The sequence below is a fragment of the Mycobacteroides sp. H001 genome, assembly GCF_001440005.1.
In the GTDB taxonomy this organism is placed as follows: Bacteria; Actinomycetota; Actinomycetes; order Mycobacteriales; family Mycobacteriaceae; genus Mycobacterium; species Mycobacterium gwanakae.
On sequence record NZ_LJYH01000018.1, the window covers coordinates 1 to 19502 of the forward strand.

Consider the following 19502-nt stretch of genomic DNA (forward strand, 5'->3'; position numbering starts at 1 on the left):
GGCCATGGCGGCGGCAGCGGGGGCGGCCACGGTGGCGGCGGGGGCCATAGCGTGCCCGACGGGAGCTACTCCAACACCGGTGCTCCGTCGTTGCGTCCGTCGGGTCCGTCGGTGTTCATGAATCTGGACGCCGGTCAGATGGACGTCGCGCGCAAGATCATCGAAGAAGGTCTGCGTCGGGGGCTTTCGCCCGAGGCGATTCAGATCGCGTTGGCCACCGCACTCACCGAGTCCGGCTTGCGCAGCCTCGCGAACTCCTCGGTTCCCGACTCGATGATGCTGGCCAATGACGGTGTGGGACATGACCACGACTCGGTGGGGCCGTTCCAGCAGCGTCAAAGCTGGGGTGCCACAGCCGATTTGATGGATCCGACGAGGTCGGCAGGCAAGTTCTACGACCAGTTGGTGAAGGTGTCCGGCTGGCAGGACATGAGCGTTGCCCAAGCCGCGCAGTCGGTTCAGCGCTCCGCCTTCCCTGACGCGTATGCGAAGTACGAGGCGCAGGCCGCGCAGATCTTCCACCAGGTCACCGGCCGATAGTCGCGTTGCCCGTCGGCTGACTGTGGTGCAATGTGGGCATGGCCACGCCGCGACGCACCCAGGAGGAACGTTCGGCGGCGATGCGTTCTCGCTTGCTTGAGGCGACCATCGACTGTCTCGTCGAGTTCGGGTATTCCGGCACCACCACCTCGCGTATCGCGAGTCGCGCGGGTGTCACGCGCGGTGCGCTGATCCATCACTTCCAGTCGAAGTCGGAACTGATGGCTGAGTCGGTGCGCCATCTCGCGTTCAAGCGCACCCAGGCGGTGCTCGAAGAGCTGATGGCCATGGATCAATCCGCCGACTCTGTTGAGCGGTATCTCGACGTGCTGTGGCGGATTCATCAGGGGCCGTTGTTTACCGCGGTGGTGGAGCTGCTTATCGCGGCGCGGACCGAGCCTGACCTGCGTGTGCACCTGGACCAGTTCGAAAAGATGGTGCTGCACAATCTGTCAGCGTTGCATGTACTCGACGACGAGGATCCGACGTCACCCAGAGATCGGCGTGACTTCGGTCTGCTGGCCATGGACATCATCCGCGGCATCCTGGTCAGCAGCTTGACCGCGTCTCAGGAAACCCGCGACCGTCGCTGGGCCAGGGCCAAGCAGATGCTGGAGCTGCGGCTTCGGGCGCCGCAGCTCGATACGCAAAAACAAACTGTCCTGTAGGTAAATGTCCGGGGTGATTCCGGGCAAGTTTGGCGCACGTTCGCCAAGTTCATCGTTCCATGGACCAGGCCTTCTTCGGGTTGACGATACATCTGTACCGCACCCTTACATTCAGGATAGAACGTATGTTACGTTGACGAAGCCCCCATCGAAGTGCGCGCAAAAGGAGCTTGGAACGATGCCCCCAAAGGCCCCCGAAAAGGTTTTCGTCATCGGCGTCGGGATGACGAAGTTCGAGAAACCCGGACGACGTGAGGGCTGGGACTACCCGGCCATGGCCAAGGAATCGGGCACCAATGCCCTGACCGACGCCGGCATTGACTACGACAAGGTGGAAGCCGCCTATGTCGGGTACTGCGCGGGGGAGTCCACCTCCGGTCAGCGTGCCGTCTATGAACTCGGCATGACCGGCATCCCGGTCACCAACGTCAACAACAACTGTTCAACCGGCTCGACCGCGCTGTTCAATGCGGCGCAGGCCATTCGCGGTGGACTTGCCGATGTCACGCTGGCGCTGGGATTCGAGAAGATGCAGCCCGGATCGTTGGGCGCGACCTTCACCGATCGCGAGCAGCCCATGCAGCGGCACATCGAAGCCCTCGCCGGGTTGTTCGATTTCGCCTTCCCACCTGCGCCCTGGATGTTCGGCGCCGCCGGGCGTGAGCACATGCAGAAGTACGGCACCACCGCCGAGCACTTCGCCAAGATCGGTTACAAGAACCACAAGCATTCGGTGAACAACCCTTACGCGCAGTTCCAGGAGGAGTACACCCTTCAGGACATTTTGGACGCCAAAGAGATCTACGCACCACTGACCAAACTGCAGTGCTCGCCGACCTCCGACGGATCGGGCGCGGCCATCTTGGCCTCGGAGCGGTTCGTCGAGGCGAACGGGCTCGGTGACCGTGCCGTGGAAATCGTCGGGCAGGCGATGACCACAGACACCCCGGGGACGCTGGAATCCAAGTCGGCGATCACGCTCATCGGATTCGACATGGCCAAGCTCGCCGCGCAGAAAGTGTATGAGCAGGCTCAGATTTCGGCCGACGATGTGGACGTCATCGAGTTGCATGACTGCTTCTCGGCCAACGAACTGATCACCTACGAGGCGTTGGGACTGTGCGCCGAGGGCGAGGGCGGCAAGCTGATCGACAACGGTGACACCACCTACGGCGGCCGTTGGGTGGTCAACCCGTCGGGTGGCCTGATCTCGAAGGGGCACCCGCTTGGTGCGACCGGTCTGGCGCAGTGCGCCGAGCTCACCTGGCAGCTGCGCGGTGAGGCCGACAAGCGCCAGGTGGCCGACGCGAAGGTGGCGTTGCAGCACAACCTCGGCCTCGGTGGGGCGTGCGTGGTCACCGCTTACAAGCCGGCCAACCGCTGAAAGGGGTTGGAAAACAATGGCTGACACCAAATACCCGTTCAACAACGATGGCCTGGACCAGTGGGGCGCCGAGGAGACCATCGAGGTCGATAAGGATCGCCTGATCGCCTATGCCGAGGCCACCAACGACCCGATCGAAGAGCATCGCAAGGGGGAGGTGGCACCACCGGTTTTCGCGGTGGTGCCCATCTTCCAGTCACTGGTCGGAACCACAATGAGTGTCGTTCCCTACCAGTTGATTCCGCGTGTGGTGCACGGCGAGCAGTTCTTCCGGTTCCACCGGCCCATCAAGCCCGGCGACACGCTGGTGGCCAAGTCGAAGATGACCGGCTACGAGGGTATGGAGAACGGCACTCGCGGCACGGTGTATGCCGAAACGCGCGATGCCTCGGGCGATCTGGTCAACGAACAGTACGTGACGTTCTTCTTCCGCAAGTACGACGTGGGTGAGACACGCGGTGTGCTTGGCCCGAACGTTGTGCTGGATGAGGCGATCAAGGCCAACGCGCCAGCCGCCTCCCTGGTGCAGCATGTCGATGATGACCAGACGTTCCGGTACAGCCCGGCCTCGGGTGATCCGATGCCGATCCACCTGGACAACGATGCCGCGGTGGCGGCCGGATTGCCCGGCATCATCGCGCATGGGTTGTGCACCATGGCATTTACATCGTGGGCCGCCCTGACCGAGCTGGCCGACTCACGCACCGAGCGTCTCAAGGAGCTGGCGGTGCGCTTCGCCAAGCCGGTGCTGCCCGGGCAGGACATCACCACCAGCTTCTGGAAGAACGGTGCCGTCGGCACCTATTCATACGAAACGAGCGTCGGCGACGATCTCGTCATCAAAAACGGCCACGCCGTTATCGCCTAAGTCATCGCAGAAGGAGAGGGAATCACTATGGGACAACTTGACGGACGGGTGGCGGTCATCACCGGTGCCGGACGTGGCATCGGCCGTGAGCACGCGCTGCTCTTCGCCAGGGAAGGCGCATCGGTGGTCGTCAACGACCTCGGCGGCGCCAACGACGGCTCCGGATCGGATGCCGGGCCCGCGCAGGAAGTGGTCGACGAGATCGTGGCCGCCGGAGGCAAAGCCGTTGCGAACACCGACAACATCTCGACCTGGGCCGGAGCCTCGAATCTGGTGAATCAGGCCGTCGAAACCTTCGGACAGCTGGACGCCGTCGTGAACAACGCGGGCATCTTGCGGGACGGCTTCGTCGCGGGCCTTGAGGAGGACCAGTGGGATTCGGTCATCCAGGTGCATCTCAAGGGGCATTTCGCGGTGCTGCGCCACGCAGCCGAGTACTGGAAGGCACAGTCCAAGGCCGGCGCCGATGTCAAGGCCACCGTGGTGAACACCGCATCGGATTCCGGTGTGACACTGCCGAATCCGGGTCAGGGTAACTACGGTGCGGCCAAGGCCGGTATCGCGGCGCTGTCCTGCGTCGCGGCCGCCGAGCTGGAGCGGTACGGGGTCAAGGTCAACGCGATCGCGCCGGTGGCGCGCACGCGCCTGACGCTGGCCACGCCGGGTATGGGTGCGATCTTCGCGGCGCCGGTGGAGGAGGGGCAGTTCGACATGTTCAGCCCGGCCAACATCTCACCGTTGGTGGCCTACCTGAGCACGGAGAAGAACCCGTGGACCGGTCAGGTGTTCAAGGTGACCGGTGGATCCATCCAGCGGCTCAAGGGATGGTCGGTGACCGACACCGCCGAGACCGACGGACCATGGAGCATTGACCTGGTGCGCGAGAGCGTCGAGCCCTGGAAGTAGGTATTTCTTAACGCGAACGGTCCCCCGAAATCGGGGGACCGTTCGGCGTTTTCAGGTGTGTGCACGGCGGCGCGCCCCTAGATTCGGAGTTATGAGGCACACCGGTCAACTCGCCGCGGAGTTCGTCGGCACGCTGATCTTGATTCTGTTCGGCTTGGGTGTGGTCGCACAGGTGGTGACGGCCGGTAACGAGGACTACGGCAATCACAACTCCATCGCCTGGGCCTGGGGCATGGGAGTCGCCTTCGGCATTTTCGCCGCCGGGCGGATATCCGGCGCGCACCTGAACCCGGCGGTGACGCTGGCATTGGCGGTGTTTCGTGGATTCCCCTGGAAACAGGTGATTCCGTTCATCCTGGCCCAGACGGCGGGTGCGTTCGTGGCGGCGCTGCTGGTTCGGTGGAACTACGGAAGTGTGTTGTCGGCTGTGGATCCCGGGCACACCATTGCGACGCAGGGGGTTTTCTCGACGCTCCCGGGTAACGGCGCCCTTGACGTCAGCCTGTGGGGCGGCCTGCGCGACCAGATCATCGGCACCGCGATCCTGTTGTTCCTGATCTTCGCCATTTCAGACCGGCGCAATATCCGTATGCCTGAGAGTCTTTTGCCGTTCGCGATCGGGGCGGTGGTCGTCGGTCTGGGCATGGCATGGGGGTCCATCGCGGGGTATGCGATCAATCCGGCCCGCGATTTCGGGCCCCGGCTGGCGTCTTATCTCACCGGTTTCGATACGGCCTTCCTGGACCAGCACGGCGCCCAGTACTGGTGGGTGCCGATAGTCGGACCACTCGTCGGGGGCCTGCTGGGGGCCGCCCTGTACCGCTATCTCGTGGAAGCATTCCTGTACGCAGACGATTCCGAAACCCAATCACCGTCGCACACCGAGGAGTTCGCCAATGGCTGATTTCGTGGCATCGATCGACCAGGGCACGACCAGCACGCGTGCCATGATCTTCAACCACCGCGGCGAGGAGGTCGGCCGCCACCAATTGGAGCATCAGCAGCTGCTGCCGCGGGCAGGTTGGGTGGAGCACAATCCGGTGGAGATCTGGGAACGCACCTGGTCGGTGCTGGCCACTTCCCTGAACGTGACCGGATTGTCGTCGGGGGATCTGGCTGCCGTGGGAGTGACCAACCAGCGCGAGACCACGTTGGTGTGGAACCGTCATACCGGCCGGCCGTACTGCAATGCCATCGTGTGGCAGGACACCCGCACCGACAAGATCGCGGCGGCGCTGGACCGTGACGGCCGCGGTGACGTCATCCGGGAGAAGGCCGGATTACCTCCTGCCACATACTTTTCCGGCGGCAAGCTGCAGTGGATTCTGGAGAACATCGACGGTGTGCGCCGCGACGCGGAGAACGGGGATGCGCTCTTCGGTACCCCCGATAGCTGGGTGATCTGGAACCTTACCGGTGGCATCCGTGGCGGGGTACACGTCACCGACGTGACCAACGCCAGCCGCACGATGCTGATGAACCTGGAGACCCTGGATTGGGATGACGAGCTGCTGTCGTTCTTTTCCATTCCGCGCCAGATGCTTCCGCCGATCAAGGCATCCTCGCCGGTGGAGCCCTTTGGTGTGACCACCCATATGGGGCCGCTCGGTGGTGAGGTGCCCATTGCCGGCGACCTGGGCGATCAGCAGGCGGCGATGGTGGGGCAGGTGTGCCTGAGCCCTGGCGAGGCCAAGAACACCTATGGCACCGGAAACTTCTTGCTACTCAACACCGGTGAAGAATTGGTCCGCTCGCGCAACGGGTTGTTGACCACCGTCTGTTACCAATTCGGGGACAACAAGCCGGTGTACGCGCTGGAGGGTTCCATCGCGGTCACCGGCTCGGCGGTGCAGTGGTTGCGGGATCAGCTCGGCATCATCAGCGGCGCCGCACAAAGCGAGGATTTGGCGCGTCAGGTCGAGGACAACGGCGGGGTGTATTTCGTACCGGCCTTCTCGGGCCTGTTCGCGCCGTACTGGCGTTCGGATGCCCGCGGCGCGATCGTGGGCCTTTCCCGGTTCAACACGAACGCGCATTTGGCGCGCGCCACGCTGGAGGCGATCTGCTACCAGAGCCGCGAAGTGGTCGAGGCCATGGAGGCCGACTCGGGTGTGCACCTGGAGGTGCTCAAGGTGGACGGCGGGATCACCGCCAACAAGCTCTGCATGCAGATCCAGGCAGACACCCTGGGCGTGGATGTCGTCAGACCCGTTGTCGCCGAGACGACCGCTCTCGGTGCTGCCTATGCGGCGGGCTTGGCCGTCGGCTTCTGGAAGGACGTCGACGACCTTCGGCGGAACTGGCAGGAAGACGAGCGTTGGAGCTCCTCGATCAGCGAGGAACAGCGCGCGCATGGGTTCGCCGGCTGGAAGAAGGCCGTGCAGCGCACGCTGGATTGGGTCGAGGTCTAAGTAATGGCCGAGTGTCGACTTCTCGGGTGAAAGTTCGAGAGAACAGCCCGAAAAGTCGACACTCGACAAGTGAGCTAGTCGGTTTCGCCCAAGATGCCGTAGATCTGCTTGCGAGCAGAATTGACGATCTCGATGATCCGCTGCTGCTGTTCGGCTGAGGCGGCGTGGGCCGATTGTGCGACTGCGCCCATCAGCTGACCGAGTGCGGAACGAAGATCGAGCACCGATGGGTCGGCGTCCTCATTGATCTTGTCCCAGGGCGGGGTGTCGAGTTTGGCCGCGCCCGCTTTGCCTTCTTCGGTGAGCTCGAACTGCTTGCGGCTGCCGCTGCCCTCGGCCTCGACGATGAGGCCCTCGTCAACGAGCAGTTGCAGTGTCGGGTAGACCGAACCGGGGCTTGGCCGCCAGATGTTGTTACTGCGCTCGGCGATCTCACGGATCATCTCGTAGCCGTGCATCGGGCGTTCGGAGAGTAGCGCCAGGATGGCGGCCCGGACGTCGCCGCGCTGGCCACGTCCCCGTCCGCGTCCACGCGGCTGGTCACCGAAACCGAATCCAAAACCAGGGCCGAAGCCCGGACCGAATCCGCGTCCAAACCCGGGCCCGAACCCGCGGTCCATGAACGCGCCGGGTCCGCGTCGCCCAGCCCAGGCTTGATCCTGGAACTCGCCGCGCGGGTCGCATTCGTGACGACGACCGCCGTGGCGCCGACCTGGTCCGCGACGTGTGGGGTCGAACCCGAATCCGAAACCAAATGGTGTGTCGGGCCGAAACTGTTCGGCCCTTTCCTCATGGGAAGTCATGTGTATCTCCTTGTGCTTGGGGGAGGCGTTCTCGCCTCTCGATACATAACGATATATCGGAATCGATCGTGATGCAACGAAAACTTTCGGAGACGATTTCGAGAGCTGCTGCCAGCTACGCGCCGTAGGGTGACCGCCATGACGGTGAAGTGGCTGGAACAACCCGAGGACCACGACTACGCGGCGGCCGTGGATTACCTGACGCTCGTCGGTGAGGCCGATGTGGTGAAGCGGACCGTGAAGGCGCTGCGCAATGCGACGCTGGAGTACCGCAAGGCCAAGGACATTCTGCGGGCGGCTCACCTGGAGATGCTTCCCAAGACCAACGCTCACGTGGCGCGCGACCTTGCGAAGATCGCCAAGGACAAGGCGTTGTCCCCCATCCTGCTGGTCCGGGGTGACGCACGTTCCGGGGCGCGGCTGGAGATCGCCGACGGCTACCACCGGGTCTGCGCCAGCTACATATCCGACGAAAATACCGATATCCCCTGCCATTTGGTTTCCTGGCAGTAGCTCCATGAGCGGATTTGGATTTCCGACCCTGGCGATCGTCGTCGTCGTCGGAATGGTCGGGCCGCTGCTCGCACTCAATACGCGGCTGCGGATCCCTGTCGTCATCGGCGAACTACTCGCCGGAATCATCATCGGCCGCACCGGATTTGGCTGGATCGACGCGTTCGATCCCACGTTCAAGATGTTCGCCGACGTCGGATTCGCGCTGGTCATGTTCGTCGCCGGCACGCATGTGCCCATACGCGATAAGACAATGGTGGCTGCACTGCCCAAGGCGGCCCTGCGCGCCATCGTGGTGGGCGCGGTCGGTGCGGTGTTGGGAGTGTTGCTGGCCAACGCGTTCCACACCGGACATGCACCGCTGTACGCGGTGCTCATCGCGTCCTCCTCGGCGGCACTGGTACTGCCGATCATCGACTCGCTGAGCCTAGAAGGGCCCAAGGTATTGAGCACCACCGCGCAAGTGGCCATCGCCGATACCGCATCGATTGTTCTGTTGCCCTTGGTTATCGACCTCAAGCACGCGCCCCGGGCGGCCGTCGGTGCGGTGGCCGTGGCGGCCTGCGCGGGCATTGTTTTCGTGATCCTGCGCGCGCTCGACCAGGCCGGAAAGCTTGACCGGTTCCACGATTATTCAAAGCAGCGCCGGGTGGCCATGGAGCTGCGGATCAGCCTGGCCATCGTCTTCGGGCTGGCGGCGCTGGCCGTGGAGACCCACGTGTCGATCATGTTGGCCGGGTTCGCGCTGGGCCTGGTCGTCGCGGGCATCGGGGAGCCGCGCCGCCTTGCCAAGCAGCTGTTCGGCTTCACCGAAGGCTTCTTCTCGCCACTGTTCTTCGTCTGGCTGGGGGCTTCCCTGCACGTACGCGAGCTCGGTGAGAACCCCAAGCTCATGCTGCTGGGGCTGGGCCTGGGTGGCGCGGCCGTGTTGGCACATATGGTCGGACGGATTTTCGGACAGCCGGTATCGCTGGGTGCGTTGGCGGCGGCTCAGCTCGGCGTGCCCATCGCGGCGGCCGCGATCGGTGAACAGCAACAATCATTACTGCACGGTGAGGCTGCGGCACTCATCTTGGGGGCGCTGGTCACGATCGTCGTGGCAACGCTAGGCGGCTCGCTCTACGCGAAGACATCTACCCGGAATCAGCCAGGGGTGGCGAAACCTGAAGGCCCTCGCGGAGACTCGGAGGGGTCTGACGCTGCCGGTGCTGCGGGTGGTCCGGCCCAGTCCGCCGGTGGGACAGGCGACGGCGCCGCAGGGTAGGCGGGCTGCATGTGCTCCAGGGCGCGAAGGTGACGTTCGGCGAGCACCGCGGCCAGCATGAACTGTGGGGGTGTGCCGGGCGGCGGTGGCGGTGCGATGCTGGCAAGCACATCGGTGGAGATCTGATAGAGCATCTGGTCGCGGGTTTGCGGCGCCAATTGCCCTGCACGGTTGAGGAATTGGCGGGCAAGATTCGCCTGTTCGGTGGTGAGGCCCGAGAGTTGTAGCGTCTGCGCCCATTCGGCCAGCGGTGGTGGCATCACCGGTGGCGGAGGGAGTTTGGGACCACGCTCGCTGATCACCATGGTGCCCGCGAAGATGTCGCCCAGACGTTTACCCTTGGCCGACACCAAGCTGCTGATCACGGCGGGTGCGCCCATGAACATGAAGATCTCGACCACGGCCGCAAGGGCGCGGATAACGGCTTGCCGCAGGCGTTCCGGGCCGCCGTCGTCGGATACCACCCGCAATCCCATGGCCATCTTGCCCAGCGAGCGTCCCCGGGTGGACATCTCCCAGATGACGGGATAGCCGACGAGTGCCAGCACGGAGTAGGCGATGCTGAGCGCGCCGGCCAGCGCCTCGTCGAACTGCGAGAGCGAGAACGCGACGACGAAGATTCCGGCATACAGCAGGATCACCTGCACGAAGATGTCGATGAACGCGGACACCACCCGCACCGGAAGCTGGGCCACCTTGACGTCCAAGACAACCGCGTCACCCGTCACCAACTCGGACATCACTCGAGACTACTAGTATTTGCCAGATGGACGTGGACGCATTTGTCGCCACTCACCGGGGGACATGGGACCGGCTGGAGCTGCTGCTCAAGCGCAGGCGCAGCCTGAGCGGTCCAGAGATCGATGAGCTGGTCGAGCTGTACCAGCGGGTGTCGACGCACCTGTCGACCGTGCGGTCGTCCTCGGGGGATCCGGCATTGGTCGGGCGGTTGTCCAACCTGGTTGCCCGGGCACGTTCGGCCGTCACCGGCGAGCATGCCCCGCTGTGGCGTCACTTCATCCGATTCTGGACGGTGTCGTTTCCCGTGGTCGCCTACCGGAGCTGGCGTTGGTGGCTGGGCGCGACAGTCGCTTCGATGGTGGTGGCAGTCGCCGTCGGCATCTGGGTGATGCACTCGGCCGAGCTGCAATCGGTGATCGGAACACCCGATGAGATTGCGCACCTGGTAAACGAGGACTTCGAAAACTATTACAGCGAGCATCCCGCGGCGGCCTTCGCGCTGCACGTGTGGATCAACAACTCGTGGGTGGCGGCCCAGTGCATCATCTTCGCCGTGCTGCTGGGCATTCCCATCCCGTTTGTGCTGTTCATGAATGCGGCGAATGTGGGCGTGGCCGGTGGTTTGATGATCGCGGCGGGCCGCGGAGATGTGTTCTTCGGCCTGATCCTTCCGCACGGTCTCTTGGAGTTGACGGCGGTGTTCTTGGCCGCGGGCGCGGGAATGCGCCTGGGATGGAAGGTTATTGACCCCGGCGATCGGCCCCGTGGACAAGTGCTTGCCGAGCAGGGCCGTGCCGTCATGTCGGTGGCGGGCGGACTTGTCGGGGTACTGCTGGTGAGCGGCCTCATCGAGGCGCTGGTCACCCCGTCGCCATTGCCGACATTCGCACGTGTGGCAATCGGGGTGATCGCGGAGGCGCTGTTCCTGGCCTACGTGGTGATTCTCGGGCGGCGCGGGGTGGCCGCCAACGAATCCGGCGATATGGAAGACGCTCCCGACTACGCTCCGGCTTCCTGAGCGCTACAGGCGTCCGGACGCCTTCAACGACAGATACCGGTCAGCAAGAGCGGGGGCGATCTCGTCCGGTGGGGCGTCGACGACCTCGACACCCTGCCGGCGCAACAAGGTGACGATGCGCCGGCGTCCGCCACGGGTACGTTCGGCAGCGGCCGCGTCATAGACCTGCTCGACGTCCAGTGTCCTGATATTTCCTGGCCCCGTGGAGTTCTCGGGCATCACCATGTCCTCGACACGTGGATCGCTGACCGCGGCTACCAGCAGATGGTGATGGCTGGTCAGCTGGGGAAGCAGCGGTAGCAGGCCCTCCTCCAGCGCCTCGGGATTCAGGTCGGTGAGCAGCACGATGAGCGAGCGATGACGGGATTTGCGACGAATGGTGGCCACGAGATCGCGGGCGTCGGATTCGACAAGCGACGATTCCAGCGGCGCCATCGCGTTGACCACCAGCGGAAGTAGTTCGTTGCGCGATGCACCGGACACCTGCGAGCGCACCGCGCGGTCGTGCGCCAGGAAGTCCACGCGATCTCCGGCGCGAGATGCCAATGCCACCAACAGCAATGCGGCGTCCATCGCCCAGTCCAACCGCGGCCACCCGGAGGGGTCACCCGATGTCGGGTCGACGCCGATGCGTCCCGCCGAGGTGCGACCGGTGTCCAGCACCACGAGGATGCGACGGTCTCGTTCCGGGCGCCAGGTGCGTACCACCACGTCATTGCGCCGGGCGGAGGCACGCCAGTCGATGGACCGGACGTCATCACCCACGACATACTCACGCAGCGAATCGAATTCGGTGCCCTGGCCGCGGATCAGGACGGGGATGGCGCCTTCGAGTTCGCGCAGTTTGGCGAGTCGGGACGGCAGATGCTTGCGGCTCAGGAACGGTGGCAGCACGCGCAGCTGCCAGGGCACGTCGTGACGTCCCTGCCGCCCGGCCAGCCCCAGCGGTCCCACCGTGCGCACGGTCACGGTGGCTGGCCGGTGATCGCCACGACGTAGGGGGTGCAAGGAGGTAACGATCTGTGTGCGTTCGCCGTTGCGCAGATTCAACCGGTGTGCCCGTGGTGTGGCACGCATGCTCGGTGCCCAACTGTCTCGGACCCATCCGCGTACCCGGCGGCCCGGATTCTGGATCTGCAGGGTGATGTCTACGGATTCACCAAGCCGGATGGAATCCGGCCCCGACCGGACAAAGGTGAGACGGCGCGGGCTGGCGGCGGCGACGATATCGATGACGATCAATACCGCGAGCGCCAGGAGTAGCAGCCAGAACAGCCGAACCGGCCACGGCGACACCAGGATCAGCAGCGCGCCCAGCAGCGCCGCCAATCCCGCGCGTCCGGTGAGAATCACTAGCGCGGCACCGGAACCGTGACGAGGATGCCGTCGAGCACACGGTCCGAGGTGGCGCCCTCCAACTCCGCCTCGGGACGCAGGCCGATGCGGTGACGCAGCGTCGGACGCGCCATCGCCTTGACGTCGTCCGGAGTGACGTAGTTGCGGCCGGACAGCCACGCCCACGCACGGGATGTCGCCAGCAGGGCCGTCGCCGCGCGCGGGGAGGCGCCCAGCTGCAGCGAGGGCGACTGGCGGGTGGCGCGGATGACGTCGACCACGTAGGCGAGCACCTCCGGGGCCACCAGCACGCGGCCCACCGCGGCGCGTCCGGCCTCCAGGTCGGCGGCAGAGGCGACCGGAGTGACATGGGACAGGCTGCGGGGGTCGAATCCGTGCGCATGCCGCTCCAGGATGGCGATCTCCTGATCACGTTCCGGCAGAGACACGTTGAGCTTCATCAGGAAGCGGTCCAACTGAGCCTCGGGCAGTTGATAGGTGCCCTCGTATTCGATGGGATTCTGGGTCGCGGCGACGATAAAGGGATCGGGGAGCGGCCGTGGAGTGCCATCGACCGTCACCTGACGCTCCTCCATGGCCTCCAGTAGTGCCGCCTGCGTCTTGGGCGGGGTGCGGTTGATCTCGTCGGCCAGCAGCAGATTGGTGAACACCGGACCGGCCCGGAACTCGAATGCTGCGGTGCGTGCGTCATAGACCAGGGACCCGGTGACGTCACCCGGCATCAGGTCGGGAGTGAACTGCACCCGCTTGAACTCCAGGGACAGCGCCGCCGAGAGCGTACGCACCAGAAGGGTTTTCGCGACTCCGGGGACGCCTTCCAGCAGGACGTGCCCGCGGCACAGGAGCGCGACGACCAGTCCGCTGACCACGGAATCCTGCCCCACGACCACGGTGGCGATTTGTTCGCGTAACGCGGCCAGGGCATTGCGCGCGGCGTCCTCAGAGTTCCCGGTGGTGGTTGCCTGTGTCACGATTCGCGTACCTGCCTTTCCAGAAGATCCAGTTGTCGAGTCAGATTGGTGAGCTGTTGGTCGTCCGACGGGACGGGGCCGAACAGCACATGGTGAATCTCGATGGGGTTACGGCCTATTCGCGAAGCGACGGTGGTGGTGACGACCTGCGGCGTCTCGTCGACCGGGAGGCCGAGCCGGCGCACGATCCGGTAGGTGGCGGCCTCGCGCAACGATGCGGCGGCGAGATCGCGGGCACGGCGCGACCGGTAGAGGCGCCCGCGCCCCTCGGTGGTTTCCGAAGCGCGCACGATCACCGGAAGCTTTTCGGCGACCACGGGCCCCAGGCGGCGGCCCCGCCAGAGAGCGAGCAGCAGTACGACGATGCAGAGCTGCCAAATAGCCATGCTCACTTGGTCGGGGATCAGATCGCCCATCGATTTCGGTTGGGCGCTGGTGCCTACCTTCGGCCGTTCGGGGACGTACCAAACCAGGTGCGAGGAGCGGCCGGCCAGATTCATGGCCAATGCCGCATTGCCCTGCTTGGCCAGTTGCAGGTTGGATAGCAGGGTGTCATCGCCCAGCACGGTGATGGTGCGGGCGCCCTCGGGATAACGCAGCAGAGTGCCGCCGTAGCAGCTAATTTGGCCGGGACCCGGGTTGGTGAATGTGTAGGTGGGGCCGATGTATGTCTGAATGGTCCCGGCCCGCTGAGCTTCCCGGAGATCGCAGTCGGGTTTGACGATCTCATCGCTTTGGTACGAGGTGATGCGTGCCTGCGAGGCCAGCCGCTCACGGGTCGCGGAGTACGGCGCCAGCAGCAGACGATCCCCGGGAATCTCAACCAGAGAGTCCAGTATCTCGTCGGTGAGATTCCCATTGTCCAGCACCATGAGCTGGCTGTCGGGTCGCATCGCGGCACGGACCTCGGCGATGGTGGTGGCGCGTGTGACGGTGACACCGCGGTCGCGCAGCAGTTGCGCGAGAGCGTGCCCGCCCCGCTGGGTCACGGCTTCTGGGTCGAGATAGCCCTCGGGCCGAGGCGATTTGGTGACCAGTAGACCCGTGACGACGATGGCGATCAGTGCGGTCAGGATCCATGCCCAGGTGCGCCAACGGTCCCGGAGGCGGGGAGAGGTGGCGGTGCTGGTGGTCACCGCACCGCCTCCCAGCCCGTCATCGCGCCGGGTTCTGTGGATGTCAACAGAACCGCGGCATCGCGGATATGGTCGTCCAAGTCGGCGATCTTGCGATAGGACTGTTCGGTGCCTGGGCGTTCGCCGTAGCTCACGTCGTTGAAGATTTCCGCACTCGATCGGAATTCTGGCGCCAGTGAGGGTAATTCGCGTGATGCGTCGGCGGCCAGCTCGTTGGCGGTACGTCCCGGCACCGGGGTGAGGATCGTGCGTTCTTCGAGTTGGCGTGCCACGGCGCGCAGCCGGTGCCGGATTGCCGAGGCCCAGTCACCCTGGGATGCGGCAAGTTCCGCGGCCGCTCGATGCTCCGCCGCAGTGAGCTCGGCTGATTCGAAGAGCCCGAAATCCGCGCCGCCCTTGGTCCGGATGGCGCGGCGGGCGATGCGCACCAACAGCAGCACGACGGCGATGACGATGAGCGCGGTGACGACGATGGTGAACCAGCCGCCGGGAACCTCGCTGGCCCGGAACTCCAGGTAGTTCAGGTGTTCGATGATCCAGTTGACCAGACGATCCAGCGGTGAGGGGTGCTCGTAGATCGGTTTGGCGAGTTCGTGTTGGGCCGCCTCGGCCGCTGATTCGCGGTCGATGTCGACGGTCGGCATTACACCTGAACCGGGGGATACGCGGGCAGCCACAACGCATCAGGGTCGATGCCGGGTTGTCCGAGGCGCTCGCGCGTTCTGGTTTCGGTTTGCAACACGAGATCGAATGCCTCGGTGCGCATTCGCTGGTCGGTGTAGAGCAGCACGTTCACCGCGGCGTTGAACGGCAGCGTGATGATCTGGGCGACGATGACACCGACACTGGTGAGCGCCAGACCCAGGAGCATTGTCGTGCTGCTGGTATTCGATGAGCCCAGGCCCATGCCGATCTGTCCGCCGAGGCTGAAGGGCATTCCCAGGATGCCGGCCACGATGCCGACGATGATGGATGTGAGCAGCAGGATGCCCAGGAGGCGCCAATAGCCCTTGCGTACTAAAGATATTGATCGGCCGATTGCGCCGAAGACACTCTGGCGCTCCAGGATCAAAACCGGGGACGCCAGGGCGAAGACGGGAATGAGATAGAAGTACAGCGCAAGGAAGCCGAACCCGAGCGCGAAGCCCGCCGGTACCGCGCCCCACGGGCCGACGGTGAGGGCAAGCCCGACCACTCCGGCGATACCGATCGCGAGAGGCAGGGTCAGCAGTAGCGCGGAGAGGAACGCCAACCCGATGAGCGCCCAGATGCGGGGCTTGGCACGCTGCCAGGCCGCCGAGGGCGTGGTGTGTTCACCGAATACGGAGCGTCCGACGGTGACCGTCAGCATGCCGCTCAGGACGATGGTGACCAGCATGGTGATCACGTAGCCGATGGCCGCGCCGCCGAAGTATCCGATCCCGAATGCGGCGGCGAACGCGTCGTCACTGTTCGCGTCGAAGCCGCCGACACCGCTGAGCAGTCCCAGGATGGGTCCGGCTTGCAACGCGAAGGTGAGCAGCTGGCTGATGACCACGACCATGGCGGTGAGACCGATCGTTGCCTTGGGGTTGGCGCGAATGGCGGCGACGGCACCGTTGTACAGCGCGGACAGATCCAGCGGGCGCAGCGGGATGATGCCGGGTTTCAGTGCCGGTGGCGCAGGTGTCACCCAGTAGGGAACCTGCGGCGGCCCCTGATATCCAGGCGGTGGCGGCTGGTATCCGAATCCCGGGGGTGGATATCCGTAGGCCGGGGAGGGTGGATAGCCAGGCGCAGCAGGAGGGTAGGCGGGTGGGGGTCCCGGGGGTAGCGGAGACGGAGTGACGCCCCCCTCGTCGTTGCTCATTGCTCCATTTTGTCGGCTGAGGGCGTTCCTGGCAATTGCCTCCCAATTTTAATGTCAACACTCTTGACATATGTCAGGCGGATTGACATTCTGGGGATATGACTGAGAAGAGCGCCACACAGGAATTCGATCTCGCGTTTGAGGCCGCGTACCGCGGCGAGCGTCCCGACGGTTTGGGTGTCCGGCCGCCGTGGAGCATTGGTGAACCACAGCCCGAGATCGCGACGCTGATCGCCGAGGGCAAAGTGCGCGGGGAGGTGCTTGACGCCGGTTGCGGCGAGGCGGCAACCGCGCTGTATCTCGCCGAGGTGGGGCACACCACCGTAGGTCTGGACTCCGCGCCCAAGGCCATCGAACTGGCGAAAGGCTATGCGGCCGAACGCGGCCTGACCAATGCCAGCTTCGCGGTCGCCGACATCTCAGCCGTCACGGGATATGACGGACGGTTCGACACCATCATCGATTCGACGCTGTTCCACTCGATGCCTGTCGAGCTACGCGATGGCTATCAGCGTTCGATTGTCCGTGCCGCGGCGCCGGGCGCACGCTACTACGTACTGGTCTTCGATCGCGCCGCGTTCCCGGCGGAATCACCCGTCAATGCCGTCACCGAAAATGAACTGCGGGATGCGGTTTCGAAGTACTGGGCCATTGATGAGATCCGCCCCGCCAAGATCTACGCGAACTTCAACGGATTCGAACCGGGTGTGGCGCAGGGGTTCGCGCGGCACCAGGTCGAGCCCGACGGCCGGTCATCGGTGCCGGCGTGGCTACTTTCGGCGCACCTGGCGGGCTAGAAGTCCAGGACGAACCGCTCGGGGTGGTGGTAGTCGTTGGTGCGGGACTGGCCGGTATCGAGATGCGGCGGCGGAATCCATTCGGTGACCCCGTTACCGCGGCGTTTTCGGGTGGTCCAGCCCTGTTGGAGCAGCCGATGATGCGGGCCGCAGGCGAAGGTCAGGTTGTCGATGTCGGTGGGTCCATCGTCGCACCAATCGTCGACGTGATGCACCTGGCAGAGATAACCGGGCACCGTGCATCCCGGCGCCGAACAGCCACGATCTTTGGCGTGTAAGACAATTCGCTGATCGGCGGTGGCGATCCTTTTGGACCGACCCAGGTAGAGCGGGCGGCCGTCGTCGTCGAATATCGCGAGGTAATGCAGGGCGTGGGCGGCCATCCGGATCAGGTCGGGTATGGGCACTAGGTTGCCGCTACCCGATATCGCCTGACCGGCTGCCCTCTGCAGCTCGCTCACCGTCGTTGAGACCACGACGGTGACGGGTAATCCATGATGTGAGCCCAGTTTGCCCGAGGCCAAGGTGCTGCGCAGGCACGCTCGTAGTCCGTCGTGGTTTCGCTGGGCGGTCGTTCGTGTGTCGCGCTCGGCGGCTGCCGCGTCGGGTTCGCCTTCGGTCGTGGGAGATTCATCACGAGGATCGCACATGCCCGGCGCTGCGAGCTTGCTCTGCACTGCATCGAGGTAGGCGCGCGTCTCCGGATCCAGCAGGCCGCTGATGGCGCTCATTCCGTCGGTTCCCTGGCGTCCGATCGATATGCCCCGCATGCGGGCACGGTCGACGTCAGAGAATCGTCCGTCGGGATTGATCAGAGCCGCAATCCGGTCGGCGCCAGCGCGGAGTTGTTCCGGGCCGAATTCGGTTCCCATGGATGCCAATCGCTGCTCGGCAGACTCGCGGGTATCGGCGTCGATCGCGTCGGGCAAGACGTCGAAGAACTTGCGGATGATCCGCACGTGCTCGTCGCCGATGCGGCCCTCTCGCAATGCGCGGGCGGTACGCGGAAGCAGGGGTTGTAAGGGCTCGCCGGTGAATGAATGCCGCGGGCCGAGATGTGCGGCATCGGCGAGGCGGCGCCGAGCGGTTGCGGTACTTATCGAGAGGTGCCGTGCCAGTACTTCTGCGAATGTCGTACCGCCCAGCGCGACCGGTGACCCGCGTTCCACCAGCCGGGCCGTGAGTGCGTGTGAGGCCGCGGTGATCTTGCGCTGTGCAATTTCCAGTTGCCTTAGTGCGGAGAGCAACTCGGGATTGTTGAGCTCATCACACGACGACTCGACGACAGCGGTGGCTGTCGCCAGTAGATCGTCGATTGGACTCATGTTTGAAGGCTATGGATGACGACCGACAGCTGGGCGAGGTTATCCACAACCACGATGGCCATCCACAAGTGGGATGAACCGCTTGTCGGATGTCAGAAGTTGCGGTAGTCGCGCACCGGCATCCGGGATCCGCGCCTCTCCGGCTTAGGTGCCATGAGCTCGATGAGCCGAATGACTCGATAGCGTTGTCCGGCATAGGGTTCTAGAAGTTCCAGCATGCCGGCATCGTCGGTCTTATTGCCGGTGAACGCGAATCCCACCTGCCCGGCGATGTGGTAGTCCCCGACGGGCACGGCGTCGGGATCGCCGAGCGCGCGACTGCGGACCTCGGCCTCGGTCCACGGTCCGATGCCGTGGATCGAGGTCAGGTGCTCTGGCTTGGTTTCCACGTCGATGTTGGCAGCGATGCGGACGGTGCGCATGCGGACCGGTTCCGCACCGGACTTGTGCCACTCCCACGACGGTATGTCGAGCCATTCTCGTTGGGGTGGCGGAGCCTTGGCGCCGCCCATGTCGGTGCCGACACGGTTGATGAGATACCGCCAGGCACGCCAGGCCTCTGCGCCGGGCACCTTCTGTTCCAGCACGGCCGGAACGAGGGCCTCCCACACGCGATCGGTGGCGCCCAGACGGACGCCCTTCGCGCCGTGGATCAGCCGGGTGACGACCTCGTGTTTAGGTGTGAGCGCTTCGGGTTCGTCGTCGGCGCCCAACAGGCGTGGCAGGCGATCGAGCAGCCACTCGGCACCGTCACCGTAGGCCCGGCCGACGACGGTTTTGTCTTCGCGTGAGATCGTCAGTACCCCAGGGCCATCCGGGGTGTAGGAGCCCCGGGTGATGGATCCGCCGGGGGACACCCGGTACGTGGGATCAGTCGAGCCGCGCCGGTGGATGCCGAGGGTTCGGCGTATATCCAACGGCCACGGTGGAGTCCACTCACGGATGAGCGGAG

18 protein-coding genes and 2 pseudogenes are annotated in these 19502 nt (G+C 64.7%); 11 read left to right on the top strand and 9 right to left on the bottom strand.

The genetic code is table 11. The features are described from left to right. The 7 genes and pseudogenes from AOT83_RS01050 to glpK form a co-directional block, all read left to right on the top strand. A pseudogene (locus tag AOT83_RS01050) lies at positions 1-540 on the top strand (hypothetical protein); the annotation flags it as partial. Between the two features lie 38 nt (positions 541-578). Then, positions 579-1208 (top strand): TetR/AcrR family transcriptional regulator, encoded by a 630-nt coding sequence (locus AOT83_RS01055; RefSeq protein ID WP_078286461.1) that lies wholly within the window; start codon positions 579-581, stop codon positions 1206-1208. 178 nt (positions 1209-1386) lie between these two features. Beyond that, complete coding sequence (locus AOT83_RS01060) at positions 1387-2592, top strand: lipid-transfer protein (RefSeq protein ID WP_030095945.1); 1206 nt, start codon at positions 1387-1389, stop codon at positions 2590-2592. Between the two features lie 16 nt (positions 2593-2608). After that, positions 2609-3460 carry a MaoC/PaaZ C-terminal domain-containing protein gene (locus tag AOT83_RS01065; RefSeq protein ID WP_030095944.1) on the top strand — a complete coding sequence of 284 codons (852 nt, stop codon included), beginning with the start codon at positions 2609-2611 and terminating at the stop codon, positions 3458-3460. A gap of 27 nt (positions 3461-3487) precedes the next feature. Then, on the top strand, positions 3488-4366 hold the full coding sequence (locus AOT83_RS01070; protein ID WP_057965856.1) for an SDR family oxidoreductase: 879 nt from the start codon (positions 3488-3490) through the stop codon (positions 4364-4366). A 91-nt stretch (positions 4367-4457) separates the two neighbouring features. Next, a complete protein-coding gene (locus tag AOT83_RS01075) occupies positions 4458-5270 on the top strand; it encodes an MIP/aquaporin family protein (protein WP_030095942.1) in 813 nt (270 codons plus the stop codon). Beyond that, positions 5263-6777, top strand: coding sequence for a glycerol kinase GlpK (glpK, locus tag AOT83_RS01080; protein WP_057965855.1), 1515 nt, complete (start codon positions 5263-5265; stop codon positions 6775-6777). The genes AOT83_RS01075 and glpK overlap by 8 nt, the downstream gene beginning before the upstream one ends. Positions 6778-6851: 74 nt before the next feature. On the opposite strand, the gene AOT83_RS01085 is transcribed toward glpK, so the two are convergent. Then, a complete protein-coding gene (locus AOT83_RS01085) occupies positions 6852-7580 on the bottom strand; it encodes a PadR family transcriptional regulator (protein WP_057965854.1) in 729 nt (242 codons plus the stop codon). Positions 7581-7718: 138 nt separating this feature from the next. Between AOT83_RS01085 and AOT83_RS01090 the strand changes: the two genes are divergently transcribed. Further along, entirely contained in the window at positions 7719-8093 is a 375-nt protein-coding gene (locus AOT83_RS01090; RefSeq protein ID WP_046255452.1) for a hypothetical protein, read from the top strand. Between the two features lie 4 nt (positions 8094-8097). Then, a complete protein-coding gene (locus AOT83_RS01095) occupies positions 8098-9357 on the top strand; it encodes a cation:proton antiporter (RefSeq protein WP_057965853.1) in 1260 nt (419 codons plus the stop codon). A 368-nt stretch (positions 9358-9725) separates the two neighbouring features. Here AOT83_RS01095 and AOT83_RS28085 read toward each other — a convergent pair. Continuing rightward, a pseudogene (locus tag AOT83_RS28085) lies at positions 9726-10037 on the bottom strand (RDD family protein); the annotation flags it as partial. 86 nt (positions 10038-10123) lie between these two features. On the opposite strand from AOT83_RS28085, the gene AOT83_RS01100 reads away from it, so the two are divergent. After that, positions 10124-11116, top strand: a complete 993-nt coding sequence (locus AOT83_RS01100; RefSeq protein WP_057965852.1) for a stage II sporulation protein M — start codon at positions 10124-10126, stop codon at positions 11114-11116. Positions 11117-11119: 3 nt separating this feature from the next. Here AOT83_RS01100 and AOT83_RS01105 read toward each other — a convergent pair whose 3' ends face one another. The 5 genes from AOT83_RS01105 to AOT83_RS01125 are packed head-to-tail and all read right to left on the bottom strand — an operon-like array spanning position 11120 to position 16251. Next, positions 11120-12469 (bottom strand): DUF58 domain-containing protein, encoded by a 1350-nt coding sequence (locus AOT83_RS01105; RefSeq protein ID WP_057965851.1) that lies wholly within the window; start codon positions 12467-12469, stop codon positions 11120-11122. Further along, positions 12469-13443 carry a MoxR family ATPase gene (locus tag AOT83_RS01110; RefSeq protein WP_057965850.1) on the bottom strand — a complete coding sequence of 325 codons (975 nt, stop codon included), beginning with the start codon at positions 13441-13443 and terminating at the stop codon, positions 12469-12471. The genes AOT83_RS01105 and AOT83_RS01110 overlap by 1 nt, the downstream gene beginning before the upstream one ends. Next, complete coding sequence (locus AOT83_RS01115) at positions 13440-14579, bottom strand: DUF4350 domain-containing protein (protein ID WP_057965849.1); 1140 nt, start codon at positions 14577-14579, stop codon at positions 13440-13442. Before AOT83_RS01115 ends, AOT83_RS01110 begins: the two co-directional genes overlap by 4 nt. Continuing rightward, positions 14576-15223 (bottom strand): DUF4129 domain-containing protein, encoded by a 648-nt coding sequence (locus tag AOT83_RS01120; protein ID WP_057965848.1) that lies wholly within the window; start codon positions 15221-15223, stop codon positions 14576-14578. Before AOT83_RS01120 ends, AOT83_RS01115 begins: the two co-directional genes overlap by 4 nt. Then, positions 15223-16251, bottom strand: coding sequence for a hypothetical protein (locus AOT83_RS01125; RefSeq protein ID WP_057965847.1), 1029 nt, complete (start codon positions 16249-16251; stop codon positions 15223-15225). Before AOT83_RS01125 ends, AOT83_RS01120 begins: the two co-directional genes overlap by 1 nt. 275 nt (positions 16252-16526) lie before the next feature. On the opposite strand from AOT83_RS01125, the gene AOT83_RS01130 reads away from it, so the two are divergent. Beyond that, a complete protein-coding gene (locus AOT83_RS01130; RefSeq protein WP_057965846.1) occupies positions 16527-17225 on the top strand; it encodes a class I SAM-dependent methyltransferase in 699 nt (232 codons plus the stop codon). Here AOT83_RS01130 and AOT83_RS01135 read toward each other — a convergent pair. Together AOT83_RS01135 and AOT83_RS01140 are read right to left on the bottom strand one after the other, a co-directional pair. Beyond that, on the bottom strand, positions 17222-18550 hold the full coding sequence (locus AOT83_RS01135; protein WP_057965845.1) for an HNH endonuclease signature motif containing protein: 1329 nt from the start codon (positions 18548-18550) through the stop codon (positions 17222-17224). The genes AOT83_RS01130 and AOT83_RS01135 overlap by 4 nt on opposite strands. A gap of 92 nt (positions 18551-18642) precedes the next feature. Continuing rightward, positions 18643-19467 (bottom strand): hypothetical protein, encoded by an 825-nt coding sequence (locus tag AOT83_RS01140; RefSeq protein WP_057965844.1) that lies wholly within the window; start codon positions 19465-19467, stop codon positions 18643-18645. Between the last annotated feature and the right edge of the window lie 35 nt (positions 19468-19502).

What these genes read in the sequence shown, in the direction of transcription:
- AOT83_RS01055 (WP_078286461.1), top strand. Translation starts at nt 579, where the DNA reads ATGGCCACGCCGCGACGCACCCAGGAGGAACGTTCGGCGGCGATGCGT.
- AOT83_RS01060 (WP_030095945.1), top strand. Translation starts at nt 1,387, where the DNA reads ATGCCCCCAAAGGCCCCCGAAAAGGTTTTCGTCATCGGCGTCGGGATG.
- AOT83_RS01065 (WP_030095944.1), top strand. Translation starts at nt 2,609, where the DNA reads ATGGCTGACACCAAATACCCGTTCAACAACGATGGCCTGGACCAGTGG.
- AOT83_RS01070 (WP_057965856.1), top strand. Translation starts at nt 3,488, where the DNA reads ATGGGACAACTTGACGGACGGGTGGCGGTCATCACCGGTGCCGGACGT.
- AOT83_RS01075 (WP_030095942.1), top strand. Translation starts at nt 4,458, where the DNA reads ATGAGGCACACCGGTCAACTCGCCGCGGAGTTCGTCGGCACGCTGATC.
- glpK (WP_057965855.1), top strand. Translation starts at nt 5,263, where the DNA reads ATGGCTGATTTCGTGGCATCGATCGACCAGGGCACGACCAGCACGCGT.
- AOT83_RS01085 (WP_057965854.1), bottom strand. Translation starts at nt 7,580, where the DNA reads ATGACTTCCCATGAGGAAAGGGCCGAACAGTTTCGGCCCGACACACCA.
- AOT83_RS01090 (WP_046255452.1), top strand. Translation starts at nt 7,719, where the DNA reads ATGACGGTGAAGTGGCTGGAACAACCCGAGGACCACGACTACGCGGCG.
- AOT83_RS01095 (WP_057965853.1), top strand. Translation starts at nt 8,098, where the DNA reads ATGAGCGGATTTGGATTTCCGACCCTGGCGATCGTCGTCGTCGTCGGA.
- AOT83_RS01100 (WP_057965852.1), top strand. Translation starts at nt 10,124, where the DNA reads ATGGACGTGGACGCATTTGTCGCCACTCACCGGGGGACATGGGACCGG.
- AOT83_RS01120 (WP_057965848.1), bottom strand. Translation starts at nt 15,223, where the DNA reads ATGCCGACCGTCGACATCGACCGCGAATCAGCGGCCGAGGCGGCCCAA.
- AOT83_RS01130 (WP_057965846.1), top strand. Translation starts at nt 16,527, where the DNA reads ATGACTGAGAAGAGCGCCACACAGGAATTCGATCTCGCGTTTGAGGCC.
- AOT83_RS01135 (WP_057965845.1), bottom strand. Translation starts at nt 18,550, where the DNA reads ATGAGTCCAATCGACGATCTACTGGCGACAGCCACCGCTGTCGTCGAG.